At 62.6% G+C, this 23,306-nt stretch carries 23 protein-coding genes; 16 read left to right on the top strand and 7 right to left on the bottom strand.

Translation table 11 applies throughout. The features are described 5' to 3' along the window. Nucleotides 1-5 precede the first annotated feature (5 nt). From ACSSU5_RS11275 to ACSSU5_RS11255, 5 genes are all read left to right on the top strand, one after another. Nucleotides 6-221, top strand: coding sequence for a DUF1127 domain-containing protein (locus tag ACSSU5_RS11275; RefSeq protein ID WP_186661706.1), 216 nt, complete (start codon nt 6-8; stop codon nt 219-221). Nucleotides 222-517: 296 nt separating this feature from the next. Continuing rightward, entirely contained in the window at nt 518-835 is a 318-nt protein-coding gene (locus ACSSU5_RS11270; protein WP_264310829.1) for a DUF2388 domain-containing protein, read from the top strand. Nucleotides 836-922: 87 nt separating this feature from the next. Then, on the top strand, nt 923-1,228 hold the full coding sequence (locus ACSSU5_RS11265) for a DUF2388 domain-containing protein (protein ID WP_264310830.1): 306 nt from the start codon (nt 923-925) through the stop codon (nt 1,226-1,228). 36 nt (nt 1,229-1,264) lie between these two features. Further along, entirely contained in the window at nt 1,265-1,585 is a 321-nt protein-coding gene (locus tag ACSSU5_RS11260) for a DUF2388 domain-containing protein (protein ID WP_027591949.1), read from the top strand. Beyond that, a complete protein-coding gene (locus ACSSU5_RS11255) occupies nt 1,582-3,537 on the top strand; it encodes a DUF7844 domain-containing protein (protein WP_492561164.1) in 1,956 nt (651 codons plus the stop codon). Before ACSSU5_RS11260 ends, ACSSU5_RS11255 begins: the two co-directional genes overlap by 4 nt. Before the next feature lie 80 nt (nt 3,538-3,617). Here the strand turns inward: ACSSU5_RS11255 and ACSSU5_RS11250 are convergent, their stop codons facing one another. Further along, complete coding sequence (locus ACSSU5_RS11250) at nt 3,618-4,019, bottom strand: GFA family protein (protein ID WP_264310832.1); 402 nt, start codon at nt 4,017-4,019, stop codon at nt 3,618-3,620. A gap of 267 nt (nt 4,020-4,286) precedes the next feature. Between ACSSU5_RS11250 and ACSSU5_RS11245 the strand changes: the two genes are divergently transcribed. From ACSSU5_RS11245 to ACSSU5_RS11205, 9 genes are all read left to right on the top strand, one after another. Then, complete coding sequence (locus ACSSU5_RS11245) at nt 4,287-5,594, top strand: CitMHS family transporter (protein ID WP_264310833.1); 1,308 nt, start codon at nt 4,287-4,289, stop codon at nt 5,592-5,594. 72 nt (nt 5,595-5,666) lie between these two features. Continuing rightward, the gene (locus ACSSU5_RS11240; RefSeq protein WP_264310834.1) at nt 5,667-6,437 is read left to right on the top strand and encodes a TerC family protein; all 771 of its coding nucleotides are present in this window, start codon (nt 5,667-5,669) and stop codon (nt 6,435-6,437) included. Nucleotides 6,438-6,663: 226 nt separating this feature from the next. After that, nucleotides 6,664-8,322 (top strand): Na/Pi cotransporter family protein, encoded by a 1,659-nt coding sequence (locus tag ACSSU5_RS11235; RefSeq protein ID WP_492561163.1) that lies wholly within the window; start codon nt 6,664-6,666, stop codon nt 8,320-8,322. Between the two features lie 30 nt (nt 8,323-8,352). Continuing rightward, a complete protein-coding gene (locus tag ACSSU5_RS11230; protein WP_492561162.1) occupies nt 8,353-9,759 on the top strand; it encodes a M16 family metallopeptidase in 1,407 nt (468 codons plus the stop codon). Between the two features lie 130 nt (nt 9,760-9,889). Then, a complete protein-coding gene (locus tag ACSSU5_RS11225) occupies nt 9,890-10,912 on the top strand; it encodes a DUF2914 domain-containing protein (protein ID WP_264310837.1) in 1,023 nt (340 codons plus the stop codon). Nucleotides 10,913-11,024: 112 nt separating this feature from the next. Continuing rightward, nucleotides 11,025-12,158, top strand: coding sequence for an ABC transporter permease (locus ACSSU5_RS11220; protein WP_264310838.1), 1,134 nt, complete (start codon nt 11,025-11,027; stop codon nt 12,156-12,158). After that, nucleotides 12,155-12,946 (top strand): ABC transporter ATP-binding protein, encoded by a 792-nt coding sequence (locus ACSSU5_RS11215; RefSeq protein ID WP_264310839.1) that lies wholly within the window; start codon nt 12,155-12,157, stop codon nt 12,944-12,946. The genes ACSSU5_RS11220 and ACSSU5_RS11215 overlap by 4 nt, the downstream gene beginning before the upstream one ends. Before the next feature lie 3 nt (nt 12,947-12,949). Next, nucleotides 12,950-13,888 (top strand): MlaD family protein, encoded by a 939-nt coding sequence (locus ACSSU5_RS11210; RefSeq protein ID WP_264310840.1) that lies wholly within the window; start codon nt 12,950-12,952, stop codon nt 13,886-13,888. Then, nucleotides 13,885-14,508: an ABC-type transport auxiliary lipoprotein family protein gene (locus ACSSU5_RS11205; RefSeq protein WP_492561161.1), complete on the top strand. Its 624-nt coding sequence runs from the start codon at nt 13,885-13,887 to the stop codon at nt 14,506-14,508. The genes ACSSU5_RS11210 and ACSSU5_RS11205 overlap by 4 nt, the downstream gene beginning before the upstream one ends. Here ACSSU5_RS11205 and ACSSU5_RS11200 read toward each other — a convergent pair. The 6 genes from ACSSU5_RS11200 to ACSSU5_RS11175 form a co-directional block, all read right to left on the bottom strand. Next, entirely contained in the window at nt 14,490-15,719 is a 1,230-nt protein-coding gene (locus ACSSU5_RS11200; RefSeq protein WP_492561160.1) for a nucleoside recognition domain-containing protein, read from the bottom strand. The two genes, ACSSU5_RS11205 and ACSSU5_RS11200, sit on opposite strands and share 19 nt — an antisense overlap. A gap of 151 nt (nt 15,720-15,870) precedes the next feature. Beyond that, a complete protein-coding gene (gltP, locus tag ACSSU5_RS11195; RefSeq protein ID WP_264310843.1) occupies nt 15,871-17,199 on the bottom strand; it encodes a glutamate/aspartate:proton symporter GltP in 1,329 nt (442 codons plus the stop codon). 783 nt (nt 17,200-17,982) lie between these two features. Next, nucleotides 17,983-18,453 (bottom strand): inhibitor of vertebrate lysozyme family protein, encoded by a 471-nt coding sequence (locus ACSSU5_RS11190; RefSeq protein WP_492561159.1) that lies wholly within the window; start codon nt 18,451-18,453, stop codon nt 17,983-17,985. Nucleotides 18,454-18,455: 2 nt separating this feature from the next. Beyond that, nucleotides 18,456-18,617, bottom strand: coding sequence for a DUF1328 domain-containing protein (locus tag ACSSU5_RS11185; RefSeq protein WP_003252966.1), 162 nt, complete (start codon nt 18,615-18,617; stop codon nt 18,456-18,458). Nucleotides 18,618-18,672: 55 nt separating this feature from the next. Beyond that, complete coding sequence (locus ACSSU5_RS11180; protein WP_264310845.1) at nt 18,673-18,963, bottom strand: hypothetical protein; 291 nt, start codon at nt 18,961-18,963, stop codon at nt 18,673-18,675. A gap of 174 nt (nt 18,964-19,137) precedes the next feature. Continuing rightward, the gene (locus tag ACSSU5_RS11175; RefSeq protein ID WP_492561158.1) at nt 19,138-19,959 is read right to left on the bottom strand and encodes a BON domain-containing protein; all 822 of its coding nucleotides are present in this window, start codon (nt 19,957-19,959) and stop codon (nt 19,138-19,140) included. 209 nt (nt 19,960-20,168) lie between these two features. Here ACSSU5_RS11175 and algB point away from each other — a divergent pair, with 209 nt between their 5' ends. Beyond that, nucleotides 20,169-21,515 carry a sigma-54-dependent response regulator transcription factor AlgB gene (algB, locus tag ACSSU5_RS11170; RefSeq protein ID WP_264310847.1) on the top strand — a complete coding sequence of 449 codons (1,347 nt, stop codon included), beginning with the start codon at nt 20,169-20,171 and terminating at the stop codon, nt 21,513-21,515. After that, nucleotides 21,512-23,290 (top strand): KinB sensor domain-containing domain, encoded by a 1,779-nt coding sequence (locus ACSSU5_RS11165; RefSeq protein WP_264310848.1) that lies wholly within the window; start codon nt 21,512-21,514, stop codon nt 23,288-23,290. The genes algB and ACSSU5_RS11165 overlap by 4 nt, the downstream gene beginning before the upstream one ends. Nucleotides 23,291-23,306 lie beyond the last annotated feature (16 nt).

The following is a 23,306-nucleotide window of genomic DNA, read 5'->3' as shown; positions in this document are numbered from 1 at the left end:
ACATCATGGAACGTACACTCAGTTCCGGCCTCGTTTTTGAAAGCAACGCCCAGCAATCCAGCGCTTCGATGCCTCTGCGCGCTCTGTCCACCCTGCTGCTGTGGCAGCGTCGCATGGCCAGCCGCCGCCAACTGGCTCGCCTGGACTCCCGCCTGCTGGCCGACGCCGGTATCAGCGAGTCGCAGCGTTACGAAGAGCTGAGCAAGCCTTTCTGGCGTTAAGCTCCGGCTTGCCGGCTGCGGCCGGCGCCACGAATTCCCAAACCCGTTGCAGGTGACTGCAACGGGTTTTTTGTTTCCAGGCCCCGTGCCAGAGCGCCTCAAGGCACAACAGGTACAGTTTCAAAATAATCAAAAACATACCAGTACAGTATGTAAGCGCACCGTTCATTAACATCCAGAAACACCGGCGCGTGATACGCTTGGCTTAACAGTCTGGTAGAACCGGATGTTGAAAAAGTACCGAGACGCGCAGTGCGAGCGTCCGATTAGCAGAACCCCCCCAGGAGTCCACGATCATGTCCCGTAAACATCTGATTGGCGCCGCTCTGATGCTGAGCCTGGCAGGCACCGCCAGCGCCACCAGCTTCGTCGTTACCACCGACGCAGTCGTGGGCGCTGTTGCCGCCTCCACTGACGCCACCTCCGACGTATCTTCGTCGTTCCGCGACGACAAGATCGTCCAGGCCGCCCGTGACGATGCCGCCAGCTTCGTCGGCAGCCAAGGTGAAATCCGTGGCGCCAAGCTGGAAAGCGCCTTCCTGCACATTCGCGGGCAAATGCCGACCTTGCAGGCCAGCGACGCACAACTGGCACAGGCCATCCTGGCGCTCTGATCTGCACTGAGCCCTGCGGCTGTGCGGGTGTTAGCCAGCACAGCCGTACTCGCCTTCACTGCCCCTGTACCCAGCCGTTAGAAGCCCATGCGTTATCTTTTGCCGTTGTTGTTTGCCGCCGTTGGCATCCCCTTGAGCATGGCAAGCGCCCATGCCATGGACACCACCACGCAAAGCCTGGTCATCACAGGCTATGTCACCAGCCAAGTCACCACCGCGCCGTTCGACCGCAAGCTGGTCAGCCAGGCCCGTGACGATGCTGCGGCATTCGTCGCCAGCGATGGCCTGATCCGCGGTGCGCGCCTGGAAGCGGCACTCGATTCGCTGCGCCACCACTGCGCACAGCATGCTGTCGGCGACCTGGAACTGGCGCAGGCAATTCTCGTCCAATGACTACACCTGACTCCCTGTATTTTTCGGAGATGCTCCATGCGTAAACCGCTGATTGCCGCTACCCTCGGCATGCTGCTGCTGGCCGACCTGGCCCAGGCACAGACTCTGGTGGCCACCAGCAATATCATCGTGCGCGCCTTTGGCCGCTCGATCGACTTCACGTCTGACACCACCACCTCGATCCGTGATTCCAAAGTCGTGCGTGAAGCGCACGACGATGCCGCCAGCTTCGTCGCCAGTAACGGTGATATCCGTGGCGCCCAGCTCGAAGCAGCGTTCAACACCCTGCGCGAGCGCCTGCCTGAAGCGCGTGGCGCCAGCGACCAGGTACTGGCCGAAGCCATCCTCGCACTGTGAACCAGGTGCGTGCCTGGCTGCTCGGCTGTGCCCTGACGCTGCTCGGCACGCCCGCCCTGGCCGACCTGCAGCTCGTACTGCAGGCTTCCGGCCTCGACCCTCAACAACGTCAAGCCACCCAGGCACTGCTCGACGAAGCGTTGGGTAAACTGCCGCCGCGCTTCAAACAGCAACTGGACCGCCGTGTTCTGGTCAGCTGGAGCGCGCGGATGCCCGCCGACGCTTACGGCCAGGCATCGCTGGTTTCCAAGCTGGAGCTCAACAGCCGCCTGTTACCGGGGCTGGTCGATGGCAGCGCCGCCCGCGAACGCACCAACCGCCCTCATGGCACGGTGCGCGAAGAGCTGTTGGCCACTGTCCTGCATGAGCTGACCCATCTCTACGACCGGGCCCGGCTGTGGCCCGACACCGAACGCTCGCAGATCACCCGCTGCAAGCGCCAGCAGGGCACCGTGGGCAAAGTCGGCCTGCCAGAAGCGTGCCGCGGCCAGGCCGAACGGCGCTTCACCTTGAGCGATGACCCACGCCTGCTCGACCTTGCCGGCTGGCAGCAATATGTCGGCCGCCGTGGCGAACGTGAGCAGCACAACGGCCAGTTCGTGCGTAGCCCGGACAGCTATGAGCTGAGCAGCCCCAAGGAATTTATCGCGGTCAACATGGAGTACTTCCTCCTCGACCCGAGTTATGCCTGCCGGCGCCCAGCCTTGAACCAATACCTGCGCGACCACTTCGGCTGGGCACCCGAACAGCAAAGCTGTGCCAAAGGCCTGCCGTTCCTCAATGCGGGCAGCGACTTCGCCCGCCAGCCGTTGGGCGAGATCGACCCCGAACGTGTCTATGAGGTCGACTACCTGCTGGCCGAGGCCAATCAGAACTGGGTCAGCCGTTGGGGCCACAGCATGCTGCGCCTGGTCATCTGCAAGCCTGGGCGGCCTCGCGGCCCGGATTGCCGCCTGGACCTCGACCAGCACCTTGTGCTGTCGTATCGCGCCTTCGTCAACGATGTGCAGCTGTCCAGTTGGGACGGCCTGGTCGGCGCTTATCCGTCGCGGCTGTTCGTGCTGCCGTTGGGCCAGGTGATTGACGAATACACCAAGACCGAGCTGCGCAGCCTGGCATCGATCCCCCTCAGGCTCGACCGCCAGGAGGTCGAGAGCCTGGTGCGCCAAGCGGCGGAAATGCACTGGGGCTACGACGGCAATTACTACTTCCTGTCCAACAATTGCGCGGTCGAGTCGCTGAAACTGCTGCGCAGCGGCACGGCCAACCCGCGCCTGAACGACCTGGACAGCATCATGCCCAACGGCCTGCTGGAGGTGCTCAAAGGGCGGGGCATTGCCGATACCAGCGTGCTCGATGACCCACGCGAAGCCCTGCGCCTGGGTTACCGCTTCGACTCCTACCGCGACCGCTACCAGGCCATGTTCGACGTGCTGAAAAAGCAGCTGCCGATCAAGCAGGACAAAGTCGAGGACTGGCTGGCCCTGGATGCCGAGCAGCGCCGTGGCTGGTTCGCCCAGGCCGACCTGCGCACCAGCGCCGCCTTGCTGCTGCTCGAACAGGCCAGCCTGCGCCGCCAGCTGTTGCTGGCCCAGGACGAGGTCAAGCAGCGCTACCTGAACGCCGCTGCACTGAAGGACGGCAGCATCGACAAAGCCAACCAGACGCTGCAGCAGATGCTCGCCAACAGCGGGTTCCTCAGCCGCCCGGCAGAGCTGCTGGATGCCAAGGGCTACGGCTTGCCACAACCCGATGAGCGCAAGCACCTGGAGAAAGTCAGCAGCGAGCGGCAGGCCCAGTTGCTGCGCCTGAGCACCGACCTGGACAAAGAGGTGAGGGCGCTGCTGGACCCGTCGCGGGCCAAGGAGATTGCCGCGATCGAGACCAACGTGAAGCAGGTGGGTGAGCACTTGCGGGCATTGCACAAGGCCGCAGGCGGCTTGCAGTTGTAATCGTGACAGCACCGGCCTCATCGCGGGCAAGCCCGCTCCCACAGGTGAGCGGGCTTGGGCCATGTGGCCAAACAGATGAGCTACAGGCTTTCCCCATCCTCCCCAGGCAAATCCTCATCCAGGTGCAACCAGGGCAACCGGCTACCGATCCAGATATGCCGGTTGGCCCGCACCCGCTCCGGATGATCCAGCGTCGCCACGGTCACATCGATGCTGTGCGGGCTGTGCGTCGTGGCCAGCGCCACATGCGCCCCACAATGCCCACAAAAATACCGGCTGCAACTGGCCGGCGCCACATAGCAGCTAGGCTCGCCCGCCAGCCATTGGAAACCTGAACGGGGCAGCGTCAGCCAGGTCACCACCAGGCCGCCACTGACCCGCCGACAGATTGAACAATGGCAGTGGGCGACATCCGTCAGTTCACCCTCCAACCGATAACGCAAGGCGCCACAGTGGCAGCCACCCTCGGTCACATTCTGCATCACCTACCTCCCGTCGCCTTTGTCACAGCGAAAGCTGGCTGAAAGCTTGCCCTCATAGGATAGCGCCCACTACCGGCACAAGACCGGTCAGCCAGGGCACCCGGAATCTTCCGCGCCCGGCCCAATCAACAACAACAATGGTGATTCTGATGCATTCCTGTGCCCGCCTTCCCGTAGTCCCCCTCCGCATGCTCCCTGCGCAGCGCCTGACGCGCTGATCCGCCCGAATCGACTGTCCTTTCGCCGCGCCACGCCTGGAGTATTGCCATGCTGACCTTCCTCGGCTTTGCCATGGTCATCACCTTCATGTACCTGATCATGACCAAGCGCCTGTCGGCCTTGATCGCGCTGATTCTGGTACCGATCCTGTTCGCCCTGTTCGGCGGTTTCTCCGCCAAGATCGGCCCAATGATGCTCGAAGGCATCAGCAAGCTCGCGCCTACCGGCGTGATGTTGATGTTCGCCATTCTGTACTTTGCCCTGATGATCGACTCCGGCCTGTTCGACCCGGCCGTACGCAAGATCCTCAAGCTGGTCAAAGGCGACCCGCTGAAAGTCTCGGTCGGTACCGCGGTGCTGGCACTGGTGGTGTCGCTCGACGGTGACGGCGCCACCACCTACATGATCTGCTGCGCCGCCATGCTGCCGATGTACAGCCGCTTGGGCATGAGCCCACGCATCATGGCCGGCCTGATCATCCTCGCCGGCGGCGTGATGAACATGACCCCGTGGGGTGGCCCGACCGCCCGCGCCGCCAGCGCCCTGCACGTGGACCCATCGGATATTTTCGTGCCGATGATCCCGGCGATGCTGTTCGGCGTCGTGGCGATCCTGGCCATTGCCTACCTGTACGGCAAGCGCGAACGTGCCCGCCTGGGCGAACTGCACCTGCCAACTGACGACATCGACCACAGCGAAATTACCGTTTCGCAGTACCCCGATGCGCGCCGGCCCAAACTGCTGTACTTCAACGGCGCCCTCACCGCCGCCCTGATGGTTGCCCTGATCGCAGGCGTGCTGCCATTGCCCGTGCTGTTCATGATCGCGTTCAGCATCGCCATGATCGTCAACTACCCGTGCCTGCAACAGCAAAAAGACCGCATCGCCGCCCACGCCGGCAGCGTTCTGGCAGTGACCGGGCTGATCTTCGCCGCCGGTATCTTCACCGGTATCCTGTCCGGTACCGGCATGGTCGATGCCATGTCCAAGAGCCTGCTGGCGGTCATCCCCGAGGCCCTGGGCCCGTACCTGGCGGTGATCACCGCGATCGTGAGCATGCCGTTCACCTTCTTCATGTCCAACGACGCCTTCTACTACGGCGTGCTGCCGGTGCTCGCGGAAGCCGCCAGCCACTACGGCATCAGCCCGGTCGAGATGGCTCGCGCGTCGATCGTCGGCCAACCAGTACACTTGCTCAGCCCCCTGGTACCCTCCACCTACCTGCTGGTGGCCCTGGCCGGCATCGAGTTCGGCGACCACCAGCGCTTCACCTTGAAGTGGGCAGTTCTGGTGTGCCTGTGCATAATGCTCGCCGCACTGCTGATGGGGATTTTCCCGCTGTTCAGTAGTCTTTAATAAACACGTATTACCCTACCGCGACGCGCCCCCTGATGGGGCGCGTCGCCTTTACCGTTCGAAGGAATACACATGGAATGGCTGACCAGCCCGGAAATCTGGGTTGCCTTTTTTACCCTCACCGCGCTTGAGATCGTCCTCGGGATCGACAACATCATCATGATCTCGATCCTGGTCAGCCGCATGCCCAAGCACATGCAGCCGCGTACCCGGATCTTCGGCCTGGCCCTGGCCATGGTCACGCGTATCTTGCTGCTGCTGTCGATCACCTGGGTCATGCGCCTGACTGCCGACCTGTTCGTGGTCTTCGGCAATGGCATCTCCGGGCGCGACCTGATCCTGTTCTTCGGTGGCCTGTTCCTGTTGTGGAAGAGCTCCCAGGAGATCTACCACGGCCTGGAAGGCGAAGACGAAAGCTCGGACGAGCCCAAAGGCGCGGGCGGCAAGTTCTTCTACACCATCATCCAGATTGCCATCATCGACATCGTGTTCTCCCTGGACTCGGTGATCACTGCCGTGGGTATGGTGTCCCATGTGCCGGTGATGATCGCCGCCATCGTCGTCGCCGTGCTGGTGATGATGCTGTGCGCTGGTGCCATCAGTAACTTCATCGACAAGCACCCTTCGCTGAAGATGCTCGCGCTGTCGTTCCTGATCGTGGTCGGTACCGTGCTGATCGCCGAATCGTTCGATGTGCATGTGCCAAAAGGCTATGTCTACTTCGCCATGGCGTTCTCGCTGGCGGTTGAGGCGATCAACATCCGTATGCGCACCGCCTTGTCGCGCAAAGATGGCAAGGAGCATGATCCGGTGAAACTGCGCAAGGACATTCCGGGTCAATAACCTCAGGAAGCGCGTTTTACAGAAGGGCCCTTCGGGGCCCTTTTTCGTGCCTGCTGGGCGGCATGGCAATCATTCATGACCGCTCTGTTTCAAATGGCCGGCAGCCATGCGAAGCTGGCAACAGCTGCGCAAAACAACTAAAGCTTTGAGTGGGCACTGAAATTTCTCACGCGCCCGCGCTCCACTTCTTGGTCCACATGGGCCATCGGCAACAGGGGGCTTCGCCATGCTGACCCTGCTCAACCTGCTCTCGGCCGTGACGCTGTTGGTCTGGGGCACACATATCGTGCGTACTGGCATCCTGCGGGTATTCGGTTCCGACCTGCGCCGCATCATCAGCCAGAACATGAACAAACGCCCCCTGGCGTTCATCGCCGGGATTCTGGTTACCGCCATGGTGCAGAGCAGCAACGCGACTGCCATGCTGGTCACATCCTTCGTCGGCCAGGGCCTGATGGCCATGACCCCAGCCCTGGCGATCATGCTTGGCGCCGATGTCGGCACCGCGCTCATGGCCCGGGTGCTGACCTTTGACCTGTCGTGGCTGTCGCCGCTGCTGATCTTTCTGGGCGTGATCTTCTTCCTTTCCCGCAAGCAGACCCGGGTCGGCCAGTTGGGGCGGGTAGGGATTGGTCTTGGCCTGATCATCCTGGCCCTGGAACTGATCGTGCAGGCCGCTGCGCCCATCACCCATGCCCAGGGGGTTAAAGTCCTGTTCGCTTCGCTGACGGGCGACATCTTGCTTGACGCCCTGGTCGGCGCACTCTTTGCGATGATCTCCTATTCAAGCCTCGCGGCCGTGCTGCTCACCGCGACGCTGGCCGGCGCCGAACTGATCAGCCTGCCGGTGGCCATCGGGCTGGTGGTCGGTGCCAACATCGGCAGCGGCTTGCTGGCGTTCATCAGCACCAGCATGCAGAACGCCGCCGGGCGGCGCGTCGCCCTGGGCAGCTTGCTTTACAAGCTGATCGGCCTGTTGCTGATCATTCCCGTGCTGCACCCGCTGGTGGCATGGATGGACTCGCTGAGCTTCAGCCCTCAGGAGTTGGTGATCGGTTTCCACCTGCTCTACAACACCCTGCGTTGCCTGCTCATGCTGCCCACCGTCAAACCCATGGGCCGACTGTGCAACACCTTGCTGCCCGAACGGGAAAACGGCAACGGCCAAGTTCGCGCGCGCCACCTCGATGCCTCGGCGCTCGATACACCCAGCCTGGCACTGGCCAACGCCGCCCGCGAAACCTTGCGCCTGGGCGATATCGTCGACAGCCTGCTCGAAGCCATGCTCGGTGCCCTGCGCGGTACACAGACAGCCCTGCCACAGCAGGTCCGCGCCTTGGCCGAGGACGCCGAGGCCCTGTACAGCGCCATCAAACTGTACCTGGCGCAAATGACCCGGGAAGACCTCAGCGAACGCGACAACCGGCGCTGGGCCGAAATCATCGAACTGGCGATCAACCTCAAACTGGCCGGCGACCTGGTCGAGCGCATGCTGCGCAAGGTCCAGCAGCAGAAAACCAGCCAGCGCCGGGAGTTTTCCCAAGTCGGCCTGGACGAATTGACCGGCCTGCAGGAACAACTGCTGGCGAACCTGCGCCTTGGCCTGTCGGTATTTCTCAGCGCAGACCCCGAGAGCGCGCACCTGCTGCTGCGCGAAAAGCGCCGCTTCCGCGCACAGGAAAGGCGCCTTGCCCACGCCCATGTCAGCCGCTTGCAACGCAAGGTGGTGCAAAGTATCGAGACCAGTTCGCTACACTTGGAGCTGATTGCCGACATGAAGCGGTTGAACTCTTTGTTCTGCAGCAGTGCCTATGTGGTACTGGGCGGCTCGGACACGGGCGGGCTGATGCTCGACAGCGTGCCGGACGAAGCCCGCTTGCCATGATTTCGCCTACCAGGAGAGCCAAGCTCGCCCATGCGTTGCCTGATGTTCGTTTGCCTGCTGATCTGCAGCCTGCCCACACTGGCCCTCGACCGCTCACGGGTTGAAGGGTACCTATTGCCCAACGGCCTGCAGGTCATCCTCAAGAACGGCTATGAACGTGACCACGTGGCCATCCGCCTGGTGGTCGGGGTCGGCCTGGATGACTTCGACTGCGAGCAGAAGGAGCTGCCGCACCTGCTCGAACACCTGCTGTTCAGCGGCATCGACGAAACGGGCGAGGGCGGCCTGGAAGAACGCCTGCAAGCCCTCGGCGGCGAGTGGAACGCTTATACCAGCAGCGCCGATACCACCTTCGTGATCGAAGCACCGGCGCGCAACCAGCGCAAAGTGCTCGACCTGCTGCTGGCGGTGATCCGCGACACGCCTATCGACGCCAAGGCCCTGGCCACGGCAAAAAGGATCATCGAGCGCGAGGATGGCGGCCATTATGGCCACCTGCAGCGCTGGCTCGACCGCCAGGATATCGGCCACCCGGCCAGTGACCAGCTGGCGACCGAGCTGGGCCTCAAGTGCGCCGAGCGCTCCAACATCGACGACATGACCTTGGCGCAAGTGCAGGCCTTGCGCGACCGCTGGTACGCGGCCAACAACATGACCCTGATCATGGTCGGTGGCCTCGACCGCCTGCTGCCGGCCTATCTGGAACGCACCTTTGGCGAGCTGCCCGCGACCGAACCGGAAGAACGGCGCAACCTCGAAAGCATCAGCCAGCAGGCCGAGCAACGCCGCGACCTGCCCCGTGGCTGGCTGGGCGACAGCGTCAAGCTGCACTGGCTGTTCATCGAGCCGGTGCTGGACAACGATCACCAGCCCACCCTTGACCTGCTGTCACGCTACCTGGACTGGGCGCTGTACGACCAGCTTCGCCTGCGCAATGGTTTGTCCTACGGGCCATCGGTACAACGCGAGAGCTTTGGCGACAGCGGCATGCTCAGCCTCAATGCGGACCTTGAGCGCGATGACGTCGACAAAGCGGTCAAGGTCATGCAGGCGTTGTTCGACCACCTGCGCAAGGAAGGCCTCGACCCGGACACCTTCGCCCGTATCAAAGACGCCACCATCGCCAAGGAAAGCTGGAGCACCCAAGGTAACAGCGCCTTGGCCGACTATTACTGGGGAGCGTTGAACGACTACACCGACGGCCGTTTTGCCAACCCAGTGCGCAAGTTGCGCCAGGTCAGCCTGGCGCAGGCCAACCAAGCGCTGAAGGAACTGCTCAAGGACCAGGGCTACCTGCGCATCGAGAAACCGCTGCTGGGTTACGACGAGCTGTACGGGCTGCTCGCCCTGTTGCTGGGGCTGATCCTGGCAGCGGGGCTGCTGCGCTGGCGCCGGCACACCCCGCAACCACCGAGCGGTGCTACACGGCAGCGGTGAATCGGCGGTATCCTTTAGCCAGTACCGGCCTCTTCGCGGGCAAGCCCGCTCCCACAATGTCTACCGTGTGGGAGCGGGCTTGCCCGCGAAGAGGCCAGCGCGGCCACCCTTTCTTTCCTGTTGTAGACCCATGCCCCCAATTCCCCGCTTCGTCCAGCGCGTCATCGAACTGCTTAAACGCTACCCCGGCATCATCGCGCTCGGTGGCTTCCTCTCAGGCATCGGCAGCTTCATCCTGGTCGACCGCCAAGCCGGCCTGGCCAGCTGGGTGGCTATCCTGATGCTGGTCAGCTGGGTCTGGTTGATGCTGGAAAACACCCTTACCGGCCTGTTCGCCCGCACCTTCAACCGCGAAATCCCGCAGCCCTTGCTGCGCTACGCGACGCAGATGATCCACCAGGAAACCCTGTTCTTCGTCCTGCCGTTCTTTTTCATCACCACCACTTGGAACAGCGGCCAACTGGTGTTCACCGGCCTGCTCGGCGCCGCCGGGCTGATTTCGATCGTCGACCCGCTGTACTACAAGTGGCTGGCTCCACGGCGCTGGCTGTTCCTCGCGCTGCACACCCTGACCTTGTTCGCGGCGTTGCTCACAGCGCTGCCTATCATTCTTCACCTAACCACCGCGCAAAGCTTCAAGCTTGCGCTGATCGCCGCCATGGCCCTGTCGTTCCCGAGCCTGGCCAGCAGCTTCCCAGTCAATACCTGGCGGCGCGGCGTGGCCCTGGTACTGGTGACCCTGTCGGTGGGCGCCGGGGGATGGCTGATGCGATCCTGGGTGCCACCGGCGACGTTGTGGTTGACCGAAGTGGCCGTCAGTACCGAAGTGATCAATCGCCAGCCCGGTGAATCGCTGGACCAGATTGCCGCCAGCCGCATCAAGACCAGCGGGCTGTATGCGTACACCTCGATCAACGCCCCCCGAGGCTTGAACGAGCGGATCTATCACGTGTGGCAAAAAGACGGCACGGAAGTCGACCGCATTGCCCTGGACATCCACGGTGGGCGCAAGGAAGGCTACCGTGCCTGGACCCACAAGCAGAATTTCCCGCCGAACCCGGTGGGCAAGTGGCAGGTGAGGGTGCTGACCGAAGACGGGCAGGTGATTGGCGTGCTGCGGTTCAAGGTGGTCGACGACGCTGCGGCGAAGTGATTGTTGGGGCTGCTTCGCGCCCCAGATTCGTTCACTGAGCACATAATCAACAAACCGCCCCATGCCTGCTGCGCTATGATCAGCCCCTAAGCCTTAGCGCCGAGTCAGTTGCATGGAGCCTATGACCACCCCCAGCGCCACCTTGGACACCCGCCACCAGCCGGCCTGCCTGCGTATTGCCGGTGACTGGACCCTGGCCCATTACGCCAGCCTCAAACGCGAAAGCGAACGCCTGCGTGCGCAATGCAGCAACGACACCGTTGCCGACCTCAGCCAACTGGGCCGCCTCGACACCGCAGGCGCCTCGCTGTTGGCCGAACTGCTCGGCTCCGAGCGCCTGTCGCAGTGCACCGACAACCTGCCCGACGCCAGCCGCGCCCTGCTGAAGACTGTCTATTGCTCGGTCCAGGACTACTGCATTCCGGTCAAGGAGGCAGAGCGCCCGGTACTGCTGTTGCTGCTGGAGCGCATCGGCCGTGCCGTCAGTACCCTCTGGCAGGACACCCGGCAATTGCTCGGCTTCGTCGGCCTGATTCTGGAAACCCTGCTGCGCCGGGCCTTCCAACCCCACCGCTGGCGGCTCACGCCAGTGGTTGCACACATCGAACAGACCGGCCTGGACGCCGCGCCCATCGTGGCCCTGCTGACCTTCCTGGTGGGCGCGGTGGTGGCGTTTCTGGGCGCGACGGTGCTGGCCGCCTTCGGCGCGACCATCTTCACCGTCGATTTGGTGGCATTCTCGTTCCTGCGTGAATTCGCCGTGCTGTTAACCGCCATCCTTATGGCCGGCCGCACGGCCAGCGCCTTCACCGCGCAAATCGGCTCGATGAAGGCCAACGAAGAAATCGACGCCATCCGTACCCTGGGCCTCAACCCCATGGAGCTACTGGTCGTGCCGCGGGTGTTGGCCCTGTTGATCTCGTTGCCGCTGCTGACCTTCCTCGCGATGATCTGCGGCATCGTCGGCGGCGCGGTGGTCTGCGCCCTGTCGCTGGACATTTCACCGGCCATGTTCCTGTCACTGCTGCAGACCGACATCGGCGTGCAGCACTTTCTCGTCGGCCTGGCCAAAGCACCCTTCTTTGCCTTCCTGATCGCGGCCATCGGTTGCCTTGAAGGCTTCAAGGTCAGCGGCAGCGCAGAATCGGTGGGGGCCCACACCACCTCGGCGGTGGTGCAATCGATTTTCGTGGTCATCGTGCTGGACGCGGTGGCGGCACTGTTCTTCATGGAGATGGGCTGGTGAGTGGCCGGGAAACAGTGATCGAAGCACGGGGCATCTGTAACCGTTTCGGCAGCCAGAGCGTGCATGAAAACCTCGACCTGGACCTGTACCGCGGTGAGATCCTTGCCGTGGTCGGCGGCTCGGGTAGCGGCAAATCGGTGCTGCTGCGCAGCATCATCGGCCTGCGCCGGCCCAACGAGGGGCAGATCAAGGTATTCGGCCAGGACCTGGCCGAGCTGCGCGAAGAGCAGCGCTCGTTGGTCGAGCGGCGCTTTGGCGTGTTGTTCCAGAAGGGCGCGCTGTTCTCGTCGCTGACCATCACCGAAAACGTCGCCTTGCCGCTGATCGAGCACGCCGGCTTGTCCCGCGCCGATGCCGAGCACCTGGCCGGGGTCAAGTTGGCCCTGGCCGGGCTGCCCATCTCGGCTGCCGACAAATACCCGGCCTCACTGTCCGGCGGCATGATCAAGCGCGCGGCGCTGGCACGCGCCCTGGCCCTGGACCCGGACATCCTGTTCCTCGACGAACCCACCGCTGGCCTCGACCCGATCGGCGCCGCCGCGTTCGACCAGTTGATCCTGACCCTGCGCGACGCACTGGGCCTGTCGGTGTTTCTCATTACCCACGACCTCGACACCCTCTACACCATCACCGACCGGATCGCGGTGCTGTCGCAGAAAAAGGTGTTGGTAGCCGGCCCCTTGGCCGAGGTCGAGCAAACCGACGACCCCTGGATTCAAGAATACTTTCACGGCCCCCGTGGGCGCGCAGCCGAACAGGCCGCCGCCCGCCCGAGGCAGGAGCGCTGAACGATGGAAACCCGAGCACATCACGTCCTCATCGGCCTGGTCACCGTCCTGGTGGTGGCCGGTGCCATGCTGTTTGGCCTGTGGCTGACCAAATCCAGTGTCGACGATGCCTTCAAGGATTACGAAGTGGTGTTCAACGAAGCCGTCTCGGGCCTGTCCCGGGGCAGCCCGGTGCAGTACAACGGCATCAAAGTCGGCGATGTTTCGACCCTGCGCCTGGACCCTAAGGACCCACGCCGCGTGCTGGCCCGCGTACGGCTGAGCGGCGACACCCCGGTCAAGGAAGACACCCAAGCCAAGCTGACCCTGGCCGGGGTCACCGGCAACTCGTTCATCCAGCTCAGCGGCGGCACGCCACACAGCCCGGAGCTCAAGGGCAAGGACGGCAAGTTGCCCGTGATCATCGCCTCGCCTTCGCCGATTTCGCGCCTGCTCAACGACAGCAGCGACCTGGTGACCAACATCAACCTGCTGCTGCACAACGCCAACCAGATGTTCTCTGACGACAACATCGGCCACCTCAGCAGCACCTTGGCCAACCTCGACAAGACCACCAGTGCCTTCGCCGGCCAGAACGGCGGCATTGCCCAGGCCATCGAGCAACTGGTGCAGGTTGGCAAACAGGCCAGCGCTACCCTGGCCGAAACCCAGGCACTGATGCGCAACGCCAACGGCCTGCTCGGCAGCGAAGGCAAGCAAGCCATCGGCAATGCCGGGCAGGCCATGCAGTCGCTGGCCGACAGCACGGCAACCATCAACGAGCTGCTCAAGAACAACAGTGAGGCCATCGGCGACGGTGCCCAGGGCCTGAACCAGCTAACCCCCGCAATCCGCGAGCTGCGCGAGACCCTCAACGCACTCAAGGGCATTTCCCGGCAACTGGAGGCTGACCCGAGCGGCTACCTGCTCGGGCGCGACAACAACAAGGAGTTCCAGCCATGAAACCTTCGCTGCGCCTGTTGGCCCTGGCGGCCGCGATGAGCCTGGCCAGTGCCTGCTCGATCCTGCCGCAAAGCGAACCCGTGGACCTCTACCGCCTGCCTGTGAACCAGCCAAGCCGCGTTGCCACGCCGCTGGACTGGTCGTTGCGGCTGAACAAACCGCTGGCCAGCGAAGTGCTGGCGGGCCCAAGAATCGCGGTGATTCCCCAAGGCGACGTGATCAGCAGCTACAAGGGCGCGCGCTGGAGCGACGCCGCGCCGGTGCTGTTACGCAACCGCCTGCTCGATGGCTTCCAGCGTGACGGCCAGGTTCAGCGCCTGAGCGCCGACGACAGCAACTTGCAGGCCGACTACGAGCTGGCCGGCGAGCTGCAGGCGTTTCAGAGTGAATATCGCCCGGACGGGGCCGTGGAGGTGGTGATTCGTTACGATGCGCGTCTGGTCCAGGGCCGTAGCCAGCGCATCCTCGCCAGCAAACGCTTCGAAATCCGCCAGCCACTGGCCGCCAAGCAGGTCTCTGCGGTGGTCGCAGGCTTCGGCGCGGCCAGTGACCAGCTGGTAGGGCAGGTGGTGGCCTGGACCGTCGCCCAGGCCACGCAGGCTCAGCCGAAGAACCAGTAGCAGACGAAGATCGCCGCGACCACGCCGGAGAATTCAGCCAGCAGTGCGCAACCGACCGCGTGGCGCACCCGCTGGATGCCCACCGCACCGAAGTACACCGCCAACACATAGAAGGTGGTTTCGGTACTGCCCTGGATGGTCGCCGCGACCAGTGCCGGGAAGCTGTCCACACCTTGTGTCTGCATGGTCTCGATCAGCATGGCCCGCGCCGCGCTGCCGGAGAACGGCTTGACCAGCGCGGTGGGCAGGCCTTCGACGAAGCGGGTGTCCAGGCCCATCCAGTTGACCGCATGGCGAATGCCATCCAGCGCCAGCTCCAGGGCGCCCGAGGCGCGCAACACACCCACCGCCACCAGCATGGCCACGAGGTAAGGCAGCAGGTTTTTCGCCACATCGAAGCCTTCCTTGGCGCCTTCGACAAAGGCTTCGTACACCTTGACCCGTTTCAGCGCACCAATCACCAGGAACAGGACGATGACGCCGAACAGCGTGAGGTTGCCAAGGATCGACGACAGGCTCGCCAGTGCAGCGGCCGACAAGGTGCCAAGAAAAGCCATGAAGCAGCCCAACAGCAACGCACCGGGAATCAGGTAGGCCAGCACGACCGGGTCCCACAGGCGCAGACGCTGCATAACCGCCACCGACAGCAGGCCCACCAGGGTCGACACGCTGGTGGCCAGCAGGATCGGCAGGAACACCATCGTCGGGTCGGGCGCGCCTTGCTGGGCGCGGTACATGAAGATGGTCACCGGCAACAGGGTCAGCGACGAGGCGTTGAGCACCAGGAAGAGGATCTGCGCGTTGCTCGCGGTCGTGCTGCTGGGGTTCAGCTCCTGCAGCGCACGCATGGCCTTCAGACCGATCGGCGTGGCCGCGTTATCCAGGCCCAGGCCATTGGCGGCGAAGTTCATGGTGATCAGGCCCAGGGCAGGGTGGCCCGGTGGCACTTCGGGCATCAGCCTGGCGAACAGCGGGCCAAGGACCTTGGCCAGCCACTCGACGATACCGGCCTTTTCGGCGATTTTCAGAAAGCCCAGCCACAGCGTCAGGGTGCCGAACAGCAGGACCATCACCTCCACCGACAGCTTGGCCATGGCAAAGATGCTCTCGACCATCGCCGCGAAGATGCCGGCGTTGCCACCGATCAGCCACTGGGCCAGGGCGGAAACGGCCGCCACCAGGAAAAAGCCAAGCCAAAGGCCGTTGAGCATCCGAGTATTCCCCCTGAAAAATGCCCGAATGATAGCGTATCGCAGCCTGTGACTGGCGACCGCGCTCCTACAAGGGTCCGTGATCGGCGCAAGATCTCATAGGCAACAAAAAGCCCCGACAAGTCGGGGCTTTTCGTTCAACGCATCAGCTTCAGCGCTTGGCGGTCTGGCCAACCACCACGGCGTCCGGCTTGTCAGCCATCAGCGAGGCATAGTACTGCTCGCCCTTGGCAGCGTCGTACATGCCTTCCCAGCGAGCGATGACCAGCGCGGCAAGGGCGTTGCCAACCACGTTCAGCGCGGTACGGGCCATGTCCATGATGCGGTCGACACCGGCGATGAAAGCCAGGCCTTCCAGCGGAATGCCCACGCTGCCCAGGGTCGCCAGCAGCACCACGAAGGATACGCCCGGTACACCGGCAATGCCCTTGGAGGTGACCATCAGGGTCAGCACCAGCAGCAGCTGCTGGCTCCACGACAGGTCGATGCCGTACAGCTGGGCGATGAAGATGGCCGCGATGCTCTGGTACAGGGTCGAACCATCGAGGTTGAACGAGTAGCCGGTCGGCACCACGAACGAGCAGATCGACTTCGGCGCGCCGTACTTCTCCATCTTCTCGATTACCCGCGGCAGCACGGTTTCGGAGCTGGAGGTGGAGTAGGCCAGGATCAGCTCATCTTTCATGATGCGCATGATCTTGATTACCGAGAAACCGAACACCCGTGCCACCAGGCCCAGCACCATGAAGGCGAAGAAGGCGATGGCGAAGTACACCAGCAGCACCAGCTTGGCCAGCGGCAGCAGCGAGCTGAAGCCGAAGTTGGCAACGGTGACGGCGATCAGGGCGAACACGCCGATCGGGGCGTAGTTCATGATCATGTGGGTGACCTTGAACATGGTCTCCGACACGGCCTGGAAGGTACGCACCAGCGGGTCGCGCAGCTCTGCCTGAAGGCTCGAAAGGCCCAGGCCGAACATCACCGAGAAGAAGATGATCGGCAGCATTTCGCCACGCATCAGCGCTGCGAAGATGTTCGACGGGATCAGGTTGAGCAGGGTTTCGATGAACGCGTGCTCATGCTGCACTTCGGCCGCGGTGGCCTGGTACTTGGAGATGTCCACGGTACCCAGGGTGCTCATGTCGATGCCGGCGCCCGGGTGGAACAGGTTGGCCAACACCAGACCGACGACGATGGCGATGGTGGTCACCACTTCGAAGTAGATGATGGTCTTCAGGCCGATGCTGCCCAGTTTCTTCGCATCGCCAACGCCGGCGATGCCCACGATCAGCGACGAAATCACGATCGGGACGACGATCATCTTGATCAGGCGAATGAAGATGTCACCAGCGGGCTGGAGAACGTTGCTGATCCACCATGCCTTTTCCGCACTGAAATGATTCAGTAGCGCGCCGATTGCAACGCCCAGGACCAGACCGATCACGATCTGCCAGGCGAGGCTCAATTTTGCCTTCTTCATGTCTTTACCCTTTGTTCTAGTGGTCATGGGCGCCGAACGAAAACGCGCGTAACAGAGCCGTTGGCAACGTCACGGTGAGCGAAAAAGCTTCCGTCCGGCGACCTCATGTAAGGACACCGCGAGCGAGCGACAGGGCGCTCGGGCCAGCGAAAAGGCGGCAACTATTGCGATGGGGAAGGGGGAAATCTAATGCCGGAAACGTATACCCCATGCCGATACTGCATAATGATTTACGCTAAAAACGGCATGTCGCAAGTGCTTGATTTATAACGTTCGGAATCCCGAACAAGACCAAAGCGCCATTTTTAGGCAGATTTGGCAGCCTGTGCAAAGGGGGATAGATGGCTTGTTCGACAATCCGAATGGCCGAAATGACACTTGCGAAAGCACCCTGGCCCTCGAAAAAAAATAGATATACGGTCGAGACAAAATGTGTCTTGAGGGGAAAAACCCGCAGGAGGGGTAATTTGGCTGATGGCGTTGTAGGGGGTTGATGTGTAGATGAAGCCGATGGCTCCTCGGAAGTCAGGTCGGCTCAAGGTATCCCTATGACACCACCGACCTGAGGCTTCCGATTCCGCCTTTCCTGACCCGGCCCACTGCTGGAGGCACTCCCTGTACCCCTAGGCCACTCCGATCCTGCAACAATCAGAACAGCCCGGCCCCATGGTCATGTGCTGCCCCTCCTCGGGGCGGCGCATCATAGAAGGCTGAACTATAAAAAGGTTCAGCTTCTATTACGTGACAGTGCGTAACCGTTCATCCGTATTGGCTTATAAAAGCTCAGTACCATTTGGGGTCACGCTTGAGTTGCTCACGCAACATCGCCTTCATGCCGTCATCCGGCTCGCCGAGCCAGCGGTACTGCGCATGACGGGTAGGCGACTTGTCGCTCGGCAAGCCTTCGGGAACCTCCACGAGCATCCCGTAGGCATCGTCCTTGTCCCAGCTGAACGCCACGATCAGGCGCTTGTAGGTACAGTTGTCCGCCGATTCGCACAATGGGCCAACCAGATACTGCTCGCCCTCTTCGGTGACCGCCGACATCTGTTGCTGCGCATTGCCGGTGAGGTTGACCACCCAATCGGGCAGCCGTTCCTCAGCTTTGATCGTGTCCTGCCAGGTTTCCCGGTATTCAGGGTCCGAGCCGAGCAACTGATCGACCCGGACCTGGCCGTCATTGGCCGCCATCGCCGCCGCACTGCCACCTAGCAAGAGGGCGGCAGCCAGGGCTGTGCATAGCTTCCTGCTCATCTTCAACCTCGACCACGTCCAAAGAAGAAGGAGGCTACGAACAGGACCAGGAAGACGATGAACAGGATCTTCGCGATACCCGTGGCGGCGCCAGCGATACCACCGAAGCCCAGTACTGCAGCGACAATGGCGATGATGAGGAAAGTGATAGCCCAACTCAGCATGGTGGTTCTCCTTTCTTTTTTGAAATCAATCCGGCCACAGATGTCCAGAACAGGCTCAGAACACCCAGCGATCCTGAGGCACGACATTTTCCAGGGTGGTCGGTGAGGCGGTGGCGTTGCTCGAAGGCAGCGGGTCGGCTGCCTTGACCAGGGTATTGGCACGGGTTGCCTGAATCTGAGTCAGAAGGGCGGTCTGCGCCGCCACTTGATCCGCCAGACGCGCGGTCTGCCAGCTGTAGTAGAAGAGGCCAGCGGCCAAGGTCAGCAGCAGCGCCATTCCCAGAAACAGGAACTGGCGCAAAGGCAGTGCGGCGTTCTGTAAGCGGTTGACGGATTGGCGGTTCATGCCGGCTCCTCCTGCTGTAATTGTTGTTCACACCTGAACAGGTAATTGCAGCCTGCATGCCAGCCTTTGATTTAATTAAAAATCCTTATAAATCATATATTTACCTTAATATCGTATTGCTTGGCAGGACGTATCCTGCACGATGGCGCCCGTAGCGTCGTGCGAATTGCACGATCAACCCTCCACCTTGGTCGCTACCTTGAGCAAGTCGGCGCCCACACCGCGTACGCCAATGATCTGCCGGGCAATGTCTACGGCAATGGTCTTCTGCTCACTGCTGACCACCTCTCCCGAGAGCCGCACCATGCCCTCTTCACTGGCCACCTTGAGGTTCAGGCCATCGAGATTGCGGCTGAAACGGAAGCTGTTCTGGATCTTGTCGACTATCCAGCTGTCGCTGGGTTGCGGCCCGGTCGGCGCACCTACCGGGTTTTCTCGTGCCTTGGCCATGGCAGCGGTGTCCAGGCTGACCAGGTTGTTGACCAGGTGCACGCCGTCGGTGGTGCGTGCCACGACCCCGGCCAGCTCCTTGGCCTCTGCGCTGTCGACTCTGCCGCGAAGGGTCACCACGCCTTCGCTGCTTTGCACTTCTATAGGTGCTTTCTCGGTGGTGCGGCTCCACAGCAGTCGTGCCCTTATGACGGCAGCCAAGGTTGCATCCTCCAGCCGCTGTGCATAGGCGCGCAGTTCAAGCAGGCGCTCTACCAGCTGGGCATTGATCCGCAACTGGTTGTCGACCTGTTCAATGCCTCGGGTGGCCAGGGCGACATGCTCGGCCAACTGGCGTTCGACAGCGTTCTCGACCTCACCCGATAGCCGCGCTTGCGTGCCGTCTACCACCACCTCGATGCGAAACGGGTTGAGCATGCGGTTGAGCGACAGGGCTGTTTGCAACGCGCCCTCCAGGCGGGCGTCCTGCACAGGATCAGCGAATGCCGGGGTCAATACCGGCAGCAAAGTGGCCGCCAACACGGCCAGTCGTGGGGAAAAGGGCATGGCTGTGCCTCCTTTGTTGGCAAAAACAGAAAATAGTCGCAACCAATGTGCCATCGCGCAGCTCTAAGCAAATCATCGAGATATCGCGGCTTGCAGGCGTCGTTTGGCCATTGGCTAGCATGCAAAGGACAGAATCCTTCAGAATTGACCATGCAACTTGCCCGATTTTTCCCACACTAATTGAAGATCAATCCTAAGGAGCGCAGGAAATGGAATCAGCCCAGGACAACCAAGGCCGCATTCTGCTGGTGGATGACGAGTCCGCGATCCTGCGCACCTTCCGCTACTGCCTCGAAGACGAAGGCTATAGCGTGGCCACCGCCAACAGCGCTGCGCAGGCCGAAAGCCTGTTGCAACGCCAGGTGTTCGACCTGTGCTTTCTCGACCTGCGCCTGGGCGAGGACAACGGCCTCGACGTGCTGGCGCAGATGCGTATCCAGGCACCCTGGATGCGGGTGGTGATCGTCACCGCGCATTCGGCAATCGACACGGCGGTGGATGCCATCCAGGCGGGCGCCGCCGACTATCTGGTCAAACCCTGCAGCCCCGACCAGTTGCGCCTGGCCACCGCCAAGCAACTGGAAGTGCGTCAGCTCTCGGCGCGCCTGGAAGCCCTTGAAGGCGAAGTGCGCAAGCCCAAGGACGGCCTCGACTCACACAGCCCGGCCATGATGGCGGTGCTGGAAACCGCGCGTCAGGTTGCCACCACCGATGCCAACATCCTTATTCTGGGCGAATCCGGCACCGGCAAGGGCGAGCTGGCCCGTGCCATTCATGGCTGGAGCAAGCGAGCGCGCAAGGCCTGCGTCACCATCAACTGCCCTTCGCTCAATGCCGAGCTCATGGAAAGCGAGCTGTTCGGCCATACCCGCGGCGCCTTCACCGGCGCCAGCGAGAGCACCCTGGGCCGCGTCAGCCAGGCTGACGGAGGCACGCTGTTCCTGGATGAAATCGGCGATTTCCCCCTGACATTGCAGCCAAAGCTGCTGCGCTTCATCCAGGACAAGGAGTACGAGCGTGTTGGCGACCCAGTCACCCGGCGCGCCGATGTGCGCATTCTCGCCGCCACCAACCTCAACCTTGAAGAGATGGTGCGCGAAAGCCGCTTCCGCGAAGACCTGCTGTACCGCCTCAACGTCATCACCTTGCACCTGCCGCCCCTGCGCGAGCGCAGCGAAGACATCCTGACCCTGGCCGACCGTTTTCTGGCCCGCTTCGTCAAGGAATACTCCAGGCCCGCCCGCGGCTTCAGCGACGACGCCAGGGCCGCCCTGCTCAACTACCGCTGGCCCGGCAACATTCGTGAACTGCGCAACGTCGTGGAACGTGCCAGCATCATCTGCCCGCAGGAGCGCGTCGAAATCAGCCACCTGGGCATGGGCGAACAGCCGGCAAGCAACGCGCCGCGCGTTGGCGCGGCATTGAGCCTGGATGAACTGGAGCGCGCCCACATCGGCGCGGTGCTGGCCGCCAGCGATACCCTCGACCAGGCCGCCAAGACCCTGGGCATCGATGCCTCGACGCTCTATCGCAAACGCAAGCAGTACAACCTATGAAATGGCAGATGAAGCTGCGCACGCGGCTTTTCCTCAGCATTTCGGCACTGGTCACGGTGGCCCTGCTGGGCCTGATGCTGGGCCTGGTGAGCGTGTTGCAGATGGCCACGGTGCAACAGCAGCTGGTACGTGACACCACCCACGCGCTGGAAGTGGGCCTGAAGCTGCGGCAAAACCTGGGCGAGCAGCTGACCCTCATCCTGGATGAAAACACCGCGCCGCAAAACCTGCGGCTGCTGCAGGAGAACTTCCAGACCCTGCTCAATCAAGGGCTCGAACAAGGCGGCGAACGCACCGGTTTCAGCAAGGCCAGCAGCAATTACCAAGCGTTCCTCCAGGCCTACCGGGAAAGCCCCGCACCTGCGCGCAGCATGGGTATCGAGCAGCCCCTGGGGGCCGCCTTCAACCAAGTGCGCACCGACCTCATCGACTCGCACAAGCAGGCGCTGGAACACATCACCCGCAGCGAGGAACATACCCGCGATCGCGCCTTGCTGGTCAGTGGCGTGCTCGGCCTGATGGGCTTGGTCATACTGGTGTTGGGCTTCGTTACCGCGCACAACATCGCGCGGCGCTTCGGCCAACCGATAGAAGCCCTGGCCAAAGCGGCCGACCAACTCGGCAAGGGCGACTTCGACGTGACCCTGCCCGTCACCCAGGCCATCGAGCTGAATCAGCTGACCCGCCGCTTCGGGCTGATGGCCGACGCCTTGCGCAAGCACCAGGCCACCAACGTCGACGAACTGCTGGCCGGTCAGCAACGCCTGCAAGCCGTGCTCGACAGCATCGACGATGGCCTGCTGATCATCGACCGGCAGGGCCGCCTGGAACACCTCAACCCGGTGGCGCAACGCCAACTGGGCTGGAATGACAGCCGCCTTGGCAGTGCCCTGGCCGAAGCCCTGCAGCGCCCGGAGCTGGAGCAGCAGCTACGCCAGGTGCTGCGCGGCGGCAGCCTTGATCGCCCGCCAGACGACCTGAACATCGAGGTCGATGAAGAAACCCGCCTGCTCACCTACAGCCTGACACCGGTCAGCCACCCCCAAGGGCCGATTCTTGGCGCGGTGATGGTGCTGCACGATGTGACCGAGCAGCGAGCCTTCGAGCGCGTGCGCAGCGAATTCGTCCTGCGTGCCTCGCACGAACTGCGCACACCGGTCACCGGCATGCACATGGCGTTCGGCCTGCTGCGTGAGCGGGTGACGTTTGCGCCCGAGGCGCGCGAGTACGATTTGCTGGAAACCATCGGCGAGGAAATGCAGCGCCTGACCCAACTGATCAACGACCTGCTGAACTTCTCCCGCTACCAGAGCGGGTTGCAGAAGCTCGACCTCGCCCCGTGCGCCATCGATGAGTTGCTGGAGCGCGCACAGCTGCGGTTTACCGAACAGGCCGCGCACAAACAGATCGAGCTGATCAAGGAACTGGAACTGCCGCTACCCCGCATCCAGGCCGACAGCGCCCAGCTCGACCGGGTAGTGGACAACCTGCTGCACAACGCCGTCCGCCATACCCCCAGCGGTGGCCGCATACGCCTTCACGCCAGGCGGCATGCAGAGCGGGTGATCATCAGTGTCGAGGACAATGGCGAGGGCATCGCCTATGGGCAACAAGGGCGCATCTTCGAGCCCTTTGTGCAGGTAGGGCGCAAAAAGGGCGGTGCAGGGCTGGGCTTGGCGTTGTGCAAGGAGATCGTGCAATTGCACGGCGGCAGAATGGGCGTGTTTTCTCGACCGGGGCAGGGTACCCAGTTCTACATGGCGTTGCCGGTATAGCGACCGAGGCTGGCCC

The organism is Pseudomonas sp. E1MeOHC2 (assembly GCF_058745025.1).
Note: the sequence above shows the minus strand (reverse complement) of the source record. Positions and strands in the feature narration are given on the sequence as shown.